Annotated in this window: 9 protein-coding genes and 5 tRNA genes; 10 read left to right on the forward strand and 4 right to left on the reverse strand. The window is 34.9% G+C overall.

The features are described 5' to 3' along the window. Positions 1–126 precede the first annotated feature (126 nt). Positions 127–2,244 (reverse strand): alpha-galactosidase, encoded by a 2,118-nt coding sequence (locus ACGH6R_RS05740; RefSeq protein WP_411599139.1) that lies wholly within the window; start codon positions 2,242–2,244, stop codon positions 127–129. Between the two features lie 235 nt (positions 2,245–2,479). Between ACGH6R_RS05740 and ACGH6R_RS05745 the strand changes: the two genes are divergently transcribed. From ACGH6R_RS05745 to ACGH6R_RS05775, 7 genes are all read left to right on the forward strand, one after another. After that, positions 2,480–3,094, forward strand: coding sequence for a TIGR04211 family SH3 domain-containing protein (locus ACGH6R_RS05745; protein ID WP_267350594.1), 615 nt, complete (start codon positions 2,480–2,482; stop codon positions 3,092–3,094). Then, complete coding sequence (locus ACGH6R_RS05750; RefSeq protein ID WP_411599140.1) at positions 3,095–4,213, forward strand: multifunctional CCA tRNA nucleotidyl transferase/2'3'-cyclic phosphodiesterase/2'nucleotidase/phosphatase; 1,119 nt, start codon at positions 3,095–3,097, stop codon at positions 4,211–4,213. A 96-nt stretch (positions 4,214–4,309) separates the two neighbouring features. Continuing rightward, a tRNA-Met gene (locus ACGH6R_RS05755) sits at positions 4,310–4,386 on the forward strand. A gap of 37 nt (positions 4,387–4,423) precedes the next feature. Further along, positions 4,424–4,508: transfer RNA gene (locus tag ACGH6R_RS05760), tRNA-Leu, on the forward strand. Positions 4,509–4,533: 25 nt separating this feature from the next. Beyond that, positions 4,534–4,608, forward strand: a tRNA-Gln gene (locus tag ACGH6R_RS05765). 75 nt (positions 4,609–4,683) lie between these two features. Continuing rightward, positions 4,684–4,769, forward strand: a tRNA-Leu gene (locus tag ACGH6R_RS05770). A gap of 26 nt (positions 4,770–4,795) precedes the next feature. Next, positions 4,796–4,870 (forward strand) — tRNA-Gln (locus tag ACGH6R_RS05775). Between the two features lie 212 nt (positions 4,871–5,082). Here ACGH6R_RS05775 and ACGH6R_RS05780 read toward each other — a convergent pair. From ACGH6R_RS05780 to ACGH6R_RS05790, 3 genes are all read right to left on the reverse strand, one after another. Further along, on the reverse strand, positions 5,083–6,576 hold the full coding sequence (locus tag ACGH6R_RS05780) for a hypothetical protein (RefSeq protein WP_411599141.1): 1,494 nt from the start codon (positions 6,574–6,576) through the stop codon (positions 5,083–5,085). Between the two features lie 233 nt (positions 6,577–6,809). Beyond that, a complete protein-coding gene (locus tag ACGH6R_RS05785; protein WP_267350588.1) occupies positions 6,810–7,610 on the reverse strand; it encodes a YdgH/BhsA/McbA-like domain containing protein in 801 nt (266 codons plus the stop codon). Positions 7,611–7,947: 337 nt separating this feature from the next. Continuing rightward, a complete protein-coding gene (locus ACGH6R_RS05790; protein ID WP_267379198.1) occupies positions 7,948–8,559 on the reverse strand; it encodes an NUDIX hydrolase in 612 nt (203 codons plus the stop codon). Between the two features lie 111 nt (positions 8,560–8,670). Here ACGH6R_RS05790 and ACGH6R_RS05795 point away from each other — a divergent pair, with 111 nt between their 5' ends. The 3 genes from ACGH6R_RS05795 (at position 8,671) to ACGH6R_RS05805 (ending at position 12,535) form a co-directional block, all read left to right on the forward strand. Then, the gene (locus ACGH6R_RS05795; RefSeq protein ID WP_411599142.1) at positions 8,671–11,142 is read left to right on the forward strand and encodes a class I adenylate cyclase; all 2,472 of its coding nucleotides are present in this window, start codon (positions 8,671–8,673) and stop codon (positions 11,140–11,142) included. 216 nt (positions 11,143–11,358) lie between these two features. After that, positions 11,359–11,931, forward strand: a complete 573-nt coding sequence (rpoE, locus tag ACGH6R_RS05800; protein ID WP_267350583.1) for an RNA polymerase sigma factor RpoE — start codon at positions 11,359–11,361, stop codon at positions 11,929–11,931. Between the two features lie 43 nt (positions 11,932–11,974). Next, positions 11,975–12,535, forward strand: coding sequence for an RseA family anti-sigma factor (locus ACGH6R_RS05805; protein WP_267350581.1), 561 nt, complete (start codon positions 11,975–11,977; stop codon positions 12,533–12,535). Positions 12,536–12,540 lie beyond the last annotated feature (5 nt).

The raw sequence follows: 12,540 nt of genomic DNA on the forward strand, positions 1-12,540 counted from the left end.
TTCTGATCATACAAACTTAATTTAATACAAAGGGAAAATTGCATTATGGCCTTTTTCCCCCTTGTTATTTTCAAAAAAATATTAATTTTTTGTAAATTTATTGTGTGCTTTGTAAGTCAAAAGTTTTTATTGAGCTACCACTCTAATTAATATTGCTGTTGCAGGATCTAAAACGGGTAAAGGTAGTCCAATTTGCATTAACCAGTCGCCTGATAATATCGTTTTGTTGACCATCCAATAAGGTAGAGCTTTCATTACATGTCCATTTATTTTCGGATCAATATTATCAGGTAGATCAAGTATTTCAATCAAATATTGTTTTTCGGGCAGTAGACCAGTCAAGCGTAAGTTACCACTTAAAGCATAAGTTGGTAAGGTTAATTGGGCAATGATAAACGCAGCATCTTTTTTATCTTGGCTTACTACTCCATAACTTTGCATTGCATTGCTGTCATCAACATCCAATCGATAATTGTTACCACTATGCAATAAATTTCGTAATTGTTTATGTAGTCCAATATAATGTGCAAATGCATGCTGTTCAACTTCTGATTCTTTTACGGGGTCAAGTTCAACGCCCATATGACCAAATAAAGCAGTTAATCCCCTAAGATTCATGTTCAGTTCACGATAAGTTGTATGACACAAAGCGCCACCAATATGTGCGCCCATGACTTCTGGTGGGAAGAAATAACTCATTCCGCGTTGAATGATTTGTCTGTCTAATGCATCGTTAGAATCTGAAGTCCAGAATCGTTGTGTTCGTTTTAATATTTCATAATCTATCCGTCCCCCCCCTGATGAACATGATTCGATTTCTACGTTCGGAAATTTTTCTCGTAAAATATCGAGTAAACGATACAATGCTTTTGTTTGTCCAACAATAGCTGGATTGCCATTGTGACCCGCTTGAACAATTTCTCGATTCATATCCCATTTGATATAATCAATATCATAACTACCCAGTAACCATATTAATCTTTCAAGTAAATAATCAAAAACAGCAGGATTTTGCAAATCTAATAAATATTGATGACGTCCTTCAGGTTGTTGATAACCCGATAACTCAAGTAGCCAATCAGGGTGTGCTCGATATAAATCCGAGTTTTTGTTGATCATTTCAGGCTCAACCCAAATACCAAATTCCATGCCCAAATTTTTCACGTGCTCGATAACCGGTTCAAGTCCATTGGGGTATTTTCGTTCATCAAGGTACCAATCACCTAAACCTTGGTAATCGTCATCACGCTTGCCAAACCAACCGTCGTCGATAATAAAGCGCTCAACGCCCATTTGTGCCGCTTTACTTGCCATTTTCATAATGTAATCTGGATTATGGTCAAAAAAGATACCTTCCCAAGTATTAAGATGAACAGGACGTGCTTTGTTTTGTGGAAAGGTGATAATATTGTTACGCAGAAATTGATGAAAGTGGTGACTCATTTTATTTAAACCTTCATCACTGTAAGTGGCATATAACCAGGGTGTTGTAAGGGTTTCACCTTGGGCGAGTGATATTTCACCCGCGCAATATAATGCTTCGGCTTGAATAAAGCGTTTACCATTACTTTTAACCGCAACTTGAATACGATGATTTCCACTCCAACCTAAATGAATTCCCCACACTTCGCCTGTTTGTTCTTTAAACCCTGTGGTACCAACAATCATACCAGGAAAATATTCATGTGAAGTTCTTCCTCGGCGATTTTCTTGTAAATAGCTACAATGTTCAATTTTTATTCTGTGAGGAAAAAATTCTTTAATCCAGCGTCCACTAAAAGCCATTAATTCTTGTGCACGTTCAGGAATAGGAAGCGTTATTGATAATCGATTGACTGAATAAGGTTCTTCACCTAAATTGGTCAGGCTATTTTGACATTGTAATACCCCACAATCATCCAAAATAAACTGACTGGTTAAACGTAATTTTGCAATACTGTCTTCACTGATAATTGTTATTTGATTGTCTGAATTTTTTACATCTTTAGTAACAAATACGGGAGACCAATCTTTTCCATTCCTGTGTCCTTCTAATCCTGGCGTACTAAAATTACCTAATCCTTCTTCTGGACAGAGAGTAAAAGGGACGTGAACATCAATGCGTGAATTTGGCACTGCCGGAATAAATAAATCATAATTTTCAATGTGATCATTATGTAATCGTTTACCAAAATAACATAATTCTGCATAGGGTTTTGTTCGAATAAGAATATCTAAATTTTTATTGTTAAGACGGCAGTTCATAATATCTCCCATTGTTAATTGCTTTGCTAAATATAAATTAGCGATTATTCTCTTTTATTTAAATAAGAAATTTTTTAATCTGTGATTAAGATCGCATAAAAAATGTAATCGTTTTCAGTTGATGAGGCGAATTAAGTATTGGATAATTAAGAAACATAAAATGTAAAATGATTATGCGAAATATCCAATTTTTATGTTATTATGTAATTATTTATGGATGATTAGTTGAAATTTTATGAAGAAACAAAATATTTTTACCTTAATTTCTCTTATTGCAGTTGCTTTTAGTGCAAATGCTGTTGATAAATATGTTATTGATGAGGTTGATGTTTACTTACGTCGTGGTCCTAGCCAACAACATGCTTTCACAAATACGATCAAAAGTGGTTCAAAAGTCAATGCGCTTGAAAGAAGTGCGGATGGTAAATACACTAAGCTGCTGCTGAAAAGTGGCAATGTGGCATGGATCGAAACCAATAAATTAAGCGATACACCAAGCCTTAAAGAGCGTATTCCTTATTTGGAAGCTAAAATAGCCGAATACAAAGATAAAGTTGATAATGCGGATAAATATCAACAGAAATTAGTGACCGACTATGTGCAACAATTACGAACCTCAGAAGAATTAGTTCAGAACTTGAAAAATAAAAATATCGAATTGGAAAAACAAGTAAAAGAACAAGCAGCAATGTTAGACTCAATGTTAAATCAAGTAGATGATAAGCGACGTGACTTAATTGTGACTTGGTTTACTTATGGTGGTCTTGTTGCAGGTGGTGGACTTATCTTAGGTCTTATTTTACCTATTATTATGCCTCGCCGAAGTAAAAAAGACCGTTGGATGCGTTAGATGAGTGAAGTCTATCTTGTTGGTGGAGCAGTTCGGGATAGATTATTAGGTCTGCCAGTTTTCGATCGAGATTGGGTTGTCGTTGGCGCAACCCCCGAAGAACTTATTTCGTTAGGTTTTGAGCAAGTCGGTCGAGACTTTCCGGTATTTTTACATCCAAAAACGAAAGAAGAATATGCTTTAGCGCGTACTGAACGTAAATCAGGAAAAGGGTATTGTGGCTTTATTTGTGATTTCAGTAAAGAAATTACCTTAGAACAAGATTTAATTCGTCGGGATCTCACCATCAATGCTATTGCCATGGATGAGCAGGGAAATATTGTCGATCCTTACCATGGCGTAGATGATATTAATCAAAGATTGTTGCGTCATGTTTCAAGTGCTTTTCGCGAAGATCCCTTACGTGTTTTACGCGTAGCCCGTTTTGCTGCTCGGTATCATCATTTAGGATTTACAATCGCTCAAGAAACAATGGATCTTATGAAAGAGATGATATCCATAGGCGAAATAAGCTATCTCACTCCTGAAAGAGTGTGGAAAGAAACGGAAAAAGCATTAGCCAGCGAAAATCCACAAATTTATTTCCAAGTCCTTGAGCAATGCGGAGCACTTCAAATTTTATTTCCTGAATTAGTGTTAACGACCAATATAATCTATGCTTTAAAAAAATCAGTAAATCTTACCCATGAGTTAACTGTGCGTTTTGGCGTTTTATGTGGTGATTTAATCAGTAAAGATTCCGTTGAACGTTTATGTAAACAGATAAAAGCACCAACTTCATTTTCTAAAATTGCCAAAATAGTTCAACAATACAGAAAGGTTGTTAGTCATATAACAGTGCAAAGCGCTTCACAAATTTTAGAATTATTAAATGGTATTGATGTTTGGCGTCATCCTCATCATTTAAAGCAATTGATTATTGCCAGTGAAGCTTTCAATGAAAGCGCAACTTATCCGCAAGCTCAATATCTTGAACATGCTTATAATTTAGCCTATAGTGTGAATGTGCAAGAAATTATTGCTCAAGGGTTTACTGGACAATCCATTAATCTTGAGTTGCAAAAAAGGCGAATTGAAGTGATATTAAACTGGATTCGCTTGCAACTTAATCAATCATAACTTTTTTTTAAAATATCTAAAAAAAAGGGTTGACGATTTGCCTCAACACAAGCATAATGCGCCTCGCAGTGTTGGTTATGACGTTGCGAATGAAATGGCTACGTAGCTCAGCTGGTTAGAGCACATCACTCATAATGATGGGGTCACAGGTTCGAATCCCGTCGTAGCCACCATTAAGATTAAGTTATACTTTTACCGGAAGTATATCATGCGGGTGTGGCGAAATTGGTAGACGCACCAGATTTAGGTTCTGGCGCCGCGAGGCGTGGGGGTTCAAGTCCCTTCACCCGCACCATTTTAATCTTAATGTTATCCTTTATTGGGGTATAGCCAAGCGGTAAGGCAGCGGGTTTTGATCCCGCCACGCCCAGGTTCGAATCCTGGTACCCCAGCCATTCCAATCTGCATATTTTGATATCTATTAGTTAATCTGTTTTATCTCTGTTTGTTACTTTCTTGAGTATTCCAATACGGGTATGGCGGAATTGGTAGACGCGCTAGATTCAGGTTCTAGTTCCGAAAAGGTGTGCGAGTTCAAATCTCACTACCCGTACCACTAGATATCTTTTTCCTGAATAATATTGGGGTATAGCCAAGCGGTAAGGCAGCGGGTTTTGATCCCGCCATGCCCAGGTTCGAATCCTGGTACCCCAGCCATTTATTCTTCTTTTCTTATTACAAAGAATCAATCGCTTCTATTTTCCAATAAGATCTAAATTTAAATTTCAATAAATTTTGTTCAAATTGGCATCGCTTCAGTAAACTTCAATATTTTATATTTTAAAAAAATCAATTTATCACTATTATTTTTTAAATCATCAGTTCAAATAAGCGTATGATTACAGCAAAATCCTCGAACAGACGCGTTATCATTTAAGCACACAAACAAAATTGATCGGTTCATCTTTCGCTAACCATTCAATCGCACCAATAGATGGCCCCACTGCATATTGATGATTAGTATCTCTTTCTTCCGATGTCCAATATAAAATATTTTTAGGAAAGTTATTACCCGGATAAGCATGGTAATACTGGTTTTGTTCATTGGTGATATCGCCCCATTCAGCAAAAAGACTCTTTCCAACTTTTCGATAATAATGATTACTCTTAATTGCCAGACAATTGTTAGAGTTGTTATCTGATTTACATGCTCCAGAAGTGATAATTGTTTGATCACTATTGGTAAAGTCTTCAATCGTTGGAACAACATAATTGCCTTGGCAAGCTTGTGCACTTTGGTCATAAGTGGTTGCATTTAAATCAGACGCAGCAAACCATTTATTAATTGTAAAAGTGTATATTTCGTTCCCATTGGACTTGATTGAAAAAGTAGGCTTGTCGATCGCTTTTCCGGATAAATGAAATTGCAGAGAAGTATTAACTAAGTAGTCATCAATATCATTGTTTTTAAGAAGATTAGTTGTCAGATTTACACCATTTGAATTTGTCGATGTTGAAATGGTGGATAAATCAAATGGAACACCTGCAAAAGACATGGTGAATTGAGCATGGTCAAACCCTGTGGTTGGAAAACCTTTTGAACGCACCTTATTAACCAGACCAGAGTCATACGTGTATTCATTATTTTCACCCCAAGTTAGTTTAGCCCAGTCTCCTGTATAATCCCGACCTTCAAAAACAAATGAGTAAGCAATAGAAGGTTTGGCTGCGCATACGGTGGGTCTAATTGCATTATAAATAAAAAAGTCCCGTTTAGGCGATGCATAAACTCTGAAGTTTGGTTCTCCAAATTCGGTCACTAAAACAACAGGACCTGATATTCGAATATAGGGATTCCAACCTAATCGAGCCAATTCACAAAAAGTTCTATTTCTATCTGATTCCAGCAACAAAAAAGATTGATTGATAGAGCGATAAAACCAATCGATTTTTAATCCTGCATCAGGAGGATTTATTTTAATTGGAATATCACCTTCATCATCAGCAACATTATTCCTATCATCGGCAACTAACAAAGGGTTAAATGGAAGTATAGTCCCTTCTAATCCATAACTGGATTTTAACAGCGCTAACAGTTGATTGGGTGTGGTTGTGTTTGGATCGACGGCGGAAAATCCAGATTGTTTTATCGCCATGTTTAGATCATTCATTCCCGAATACGTTGCACCTTTGAATTTAACACCAAAATAAATAAAATTTGCTTTATCGTAATCACGAGCACCTTCAACCCCTACTTTGTCAGCTTGAGTAAAATAAGGCGCAGTGCCTTGAATAACTTGCGCTGTTTTAGCACTGAGTGCATCAGTTGTTGAACTAACAAAAATGAGGACAAAAGAACTGTGTTTTAATATTTTTTTCGTTACATTGATATATCGTTTAATCCTAACATTTTTTAATAACATACGTTTCCCAACCGTTTTAATGCAGTGATTGAAAATGAGAAAAATCAGGTGTTTCTTAAAATTATGTTTTGTAATGAATTTTGATATATTTTTTTAACAAATAAATTATTAAACAGATAAAGGTTGGCTATTTAAACAGCATTATTCACTATTTAAGTATTGTAAGATTTTATGTTTTCCACGGGTTAAAGTGATTGAGTTCTCTAACACGTGGAAAATGCAATTAAGATATTTTATTTATATAAATTAACATAAACTGTTTGTGCTGTATTGGCTGGGTTGGTTGATACCTCTTTTACGTAATAAAATTGAGCGCCATTTGCAATTGCATGTTTCTGTGCAGCAGCACTTATTTCAGTAGTGTTGTTAAAGACGCCATGGAAAACAATTGTGGTATAAGGTTTCATCGTTTTAAATGCATCACTACTGATTTCATAAGCATCTTCACCTTCAATTGCTTTGGTAACGATATAATCTCTTACTGGCGCATCTTTTTTATATAAAGCCACTTCAACATCTTGAGATTGATTTTTTAGATTAGAAGGCTCGATAGAGCTGATATAAAATGCATAAGCATCTTTATCTGCTGCGATTTTACTTGCTTCAGTGGTGATTTCAGATGTGTTGTTAAAACTTCCTTTAAATTTGACAACTTCAAATGGTAAATAATAAAGTGCTTTGTTACGTTCATAAGCAACTATACCATTATAAGTTGTTTCTTCTTTATTTAATGCAATCGGTGCATTAGATTGATAAATATCAGCATAGACAATAGCAGAATCAGCTGAGCTTGATGTTTCTGCCGCTTCAAGTGCTTTAATATGATAATACTTAGCTCCAGCTTCATCGGCTGCTTTTGAAATATCATCTTCCGCATTTTGCGCTTGCAAATAATTACCTGTTACCGAAATCTCTTTCATTGGAATTAAATTACTACTTTCTTCATCGGTTAAAGGTAAGGCAGCATAAACACTAACGAACGGTAACGATAATACTACAGCTAATGCGATCGATGATTTATTGAAACGTTTCATGATAATACCCTTATTTTTTAAATGATTGAAATTAATAATCAATGTTTAACAATTATTCAATGGGTAGAGATGAAATCTTTAATAGAGAGTGTAGAAATCTTAATTAGCTCTCAGATGTTGTCTTTTTTTAACTTTCAAAAGTGTTCAGACGTAAAGTTGTTAACGAGAGATAAATTAAACAACGCTATCTATTTAAAATATTTACTGAGTGATTCTCAAGGATTTTTTGTTACATGGACATATTGTTTAGCATTAATTGCTAAAATTACTACAAATTGCTACAAAAAAAGCTTTAAATAAATGAATAATTAAATTGGTTTCGAGTTATCCATTTTAACTAACGACTAATTGTATTGATAAAATTAGATAAAATTTGGGCAGTTAATCCCCAAATAATACGATTATTATATGAATAATACAAGATATTATGCTCCGATCTTTTTTGCCAGTCAGAGCGGATATTTGGTAATAGATGAAAAGGAAAGTTATCTGATGGTTTATGCCCGATTAGCATTACAGCTTGTTGCGGGGGATTTTCAATAAACCAATCAATCGGTACGGTAAATATTTGTTCGACCTCATCCCGATTAAGCTGTAAATTATCAAGGGAATCTATTTTTGCAACAAACGGATAAATGACTAGCCCCAATGCGGCGATAAATTTAGGCATTTTTCCTAAAATAGTCATTTGACTCATTGGGATACCTAATTCTTCAAATGTTTCTCTTTTTGCGGTATATTCTGGATCTAAGTCAGTCAATTCTACCCGACCGCCAGGAAAACAGATATCGCCTGGTTGCCATTTAAGTTTGTTCGATCTGACCTGAAATAACAATTGAGGTTGTTTGCCATCGTTAATAATGGGTAAAAGTACTGCAGCTTTGTTATCAATCGAGCTCGCGTTACTATTTGTTTTAAATTGATTCGTAATTTTTTCTATTGTTATCATAATAGTTCACTTAACAAATTTTTATATTTTTTATTCTATTTACCTTCTACTCATAAAATGTTAGATTGAGGCAGTCCGTTAGTAGTACACGTGTTTCATCCAGATAAAGTTATGCTATATTATATTAATAACATAAAAAAAGAACTTAAAGATCTTGTCCATCTAAAACATGAACGTGCTTTGACTGGGATGTCAATTGAGTTTCAACGTGTATTTTCTTTGCTACCCGCCATTTTTCATTTTCATCACCCTAAATTGCCTGGCTATCTTGCTGAAGATACTCCATCAGGAATCGCTTATTACCAGACAACCGATGAGATTTGTTTGCAACTCAAGAACTGTTTTGAATTTGAGGCTATTCCAAATGTGAACAATCCCGAAATATCGGCACTCTACTCCATGGGTAGTACATGTTCGATTGGACAATCAGTCGAATCCGATTTAGATATTTGGCTTTGTATTGAAAATAATTTATCCGAAAAAAGAAAGCAAGCCTTAATTGAAAAATGTCGTTTAGTCGAAAATTGGGCTAAAGAACAAAATATAAAATTAACCTTATTTGTCGTTGATGTCGATCGCTTCATCAATAAACATCATGAATGTTTAATGGGGGAAAATTGTGGTTCTGCGCAACACATTTTATTACTTGAGGAATTTTATCGAACAGCCACACTATTAGCAGGAAAATATCTGTTATGGTTTGTGGTGCCCTATAACTTCACCGTGAATAACGTTAGCTATTCGACTTATGAACAGTGTGTGAATGCTTTGGTTGATTCAAAGCTAATTAAGCGGGAAGAGTGGATCGATTTTGGACCTTTAACAGGTCTTTCTGCTGAAGAGTATTTTGGAGCCAGTTTATGGCAACTCTACAAAAGTATCGATTCTCCTTTTAAAGCGGTGCTCAAAACGTTACTACTAGAAGCTTATTCTTGGATATATCCGCAAAATAGACCCATAGCTTATGAAATGCGAGAATGTATCCAAAAATCGCTAACTCAAAAGGGAATAAATTTAGATTCTTACTATATGCTTTTAGATAGGATCACTCAATATTTAATCGAGATTAAAGATTTTGAAAGGCTGGATCTGATCAGAATCTGTTTTTATCTAAAAGTAAACGAAAAACTTTCTCAAACAAAAAAAGCTGTTTCCTGGCGTCGGGACGTTTTGAATGATCTGGTAAAAGAGTGGGGCTGGACGTCAGAGCGTTTAGCTAAATTGGATGCGAGTCATACTTGGAAGATAGAGCAAGTTCGAGAAATGCATGAAATATTACTGCAAACCATGATGACAGGATACCGAAATTTACTTAATTTTGGGCGCCGTAATAATTTGGATTCTCTCATTAGTCCACAAGATATGGCAATATTAACTCGTAAGCTTTACGCTTCTTTTGAAGTATTACCCGGAAAAATAACGACGTTAAAGTTAAATATTGCTAATAATTTGCAAGAACAAACATTAACGTTTATCCACGTAAAAGAAGATAGAATTAATCGTGCCGGTTGGTATGTGTATAATCAAAAACCGGTATTAAACTCAATTTCAGGTCATCAATATTTAGAATATAGTAAATATCTGGTTAAACTAGTCGGTTGGTGTTATTTTAATGGCTTAATCTCAGATAAAACTCAATTTTACTGTCATGACGGTGAAAAAAGAGATAACTCGAAAATCAATAAATTGATTGAGAACTTAAAAGAATATTTTCCTATAGAAATTCCAAAGGCGACGGAAGAACAGTTATATGGGCCTTGTGAAATTCGTCATTTAGCAATCATGTTAAATCTTGAAGATGATCCTAGTACTAATCTAGATTTTGAATTTGAGTTTAGCAACAATGTGTTAAATTACGGAAAAAAAGAGTTAAGTTTAGTGGGATCGGTTGATTTGCTTTATCGCAATTCATGGAATGAAATACGTGTACTACATTTTAGCGGAGCGTTGTGCGTACTGGAAGCGATTAAAACGTTATTAAATCGCATGCACAAAGATGCGGATTTACCTAATCCTATGGAAATTTTTTGCTACAGTAAATATTTAGGTAATGAAATTAAGCAACAAATGAAAACATTAATGGATGAATGTATAGAATTACGATTAACCACGACACAAAATAATTCGACACAAGTTAAACCATTACGGATAGGTGGTTCTTCATGGTATCTCTTTTTTGAAAGGTTAGGGGTCTCTTTTCATCAGTTTGATAATGCAATCGATTTTTATGGGGCAGTATCGAACAATAAAGTACAAGGTCGCCCGTTAAATATTTTGGATCAAACAAATGAGTTACCAAAAGAAATTGACAGTGTTGCCTATGAGGGAATCATTCAATTCTTTTTTGAAGATACCGATTCAGGATTCGATCTTTACATTTTGAATGAAAATAACCAAATAGAAATTTACCGTAATTGCAACGGCACAAAGGAGAGTATGGTTAAAGATATAAATGATTTTTATGTGCTATCCGATGATCGTTTTACCTTTAAAACGAGTAGTTCAGTCAATTTTAATCTACCTCAATTCTACCAAATCACCTATAATGATGCTGGTAAGCGTGAGATCTTTTTATTAAATTAGCATTATTTAAAATGTCATTACACAATAGTGTTATGAAAAATAGTTAAATAAATCAACTGGTTTTAATTCTAAAAAACTTTAATTTAATTATTAATAGATCCCAAAATAAAATTTCTATTAAAATAATGGAACTTTTTTTTAATTTAAGAATCTAACTGTGTGAGTGCAGCGTTTTGGCCGAGCAACAGTTATTAACATAATGAGGAATGGCCTTTAATGGGGGAGCAAGTAACAGACCAAGTTTTAGTTGACCGTGTATTAAACGGAGATAAAAATGCGTTCAATTTACTTGTGGTTCGTTATCAAAATAAATTGTCTCACTTGGTTTCTCGTTATGTACTCGCTTCTGAAGTGCCAGATGTTGTACAAGAAACCTTTATCAAAGCTTATCGTTCGCTAAGCTTATTTAAAGGGGAAAGTGTTTTTTACACATGGTTATACCGCATAGCGGTTAACACAGCAAAGAATTATTTAACGTCTCAAGGTCGAAGACCACCTTCATCGGATATTGATGCAAGCGAGGCGGAAAGTTATGAAGGAGCTGATTCGCTCAGGGATCTTGATAATCCTGAGAATTTAGCGCTTTCTGATGAAGTTAAAAAAGCCGTATTTGAAGCAATTGATGCGCTTCCTGATGATTTAAGAATAGCAATTACATTACGTGAAATTGATGGTTTAAGTTATGAGGAGATTGCAGAAATAATGGATACGCCGGTTGGAACAGTGAGATCACGCATTTTTAGAGCAAGAGATGCGATTGATGAAAAATTAAAACCATTAATTGGTTGAATACAAAATGATAATGAGTAGTCATAAATTTAAGGTATCTACTATGCGAATTGAACAGAAAGAGCAACTTTCATTGCTTATGGATGGCGAGTTTACAAGTGATCATTTCATTGATGAAATATCAAATGATGAAAGCCTTCAATCATGTTGGCATCGCTATCATATTGCCAGAGAAGCAATGCGTGGTGACTTGCATAGTAGCGCATTAACTTTGGATATTTCTAAACAAGTGGCAAACGCCATTGCTAAAGAAGATATCTATAACAAATTAACCAATCAACCTAATCAGGATGAAATATCGCGACCAAATAAACAAAATCTTATTTGGATTCGTCTCAAAGACGTCATGGCAAAAGTCAGTCAAGTTGGTCTTGCTGCTTGCGTTACTTTAGCGATTATTGCGGGTGTACAATATCAACAACGTCAATCTGATAGTGATAGTAATATCCCAACTTTAAATACCATCCCTGTTGGTGTCAATGTTGCGCCTGTTGGAGGACTACAGCAACAGAATGATCAGCAACTTCTAGAAAAAAGACAATATGATAAAATCAGATTACTTGTACAAGATTATGAACTGCAAAAAAGGTTAAATGCTCAGTAATCCGA

This window comes from Gilliamella sp. CG13 (genome assembly GCF_046635805.1).
GTDB classification, from domain to species: domain Bacteria; phylum Pseudomonadota; class Gammaproteobacteria; order Enterobacterales; family Orbaceae; genus Gilliamella; species Gilliamella apicola_I.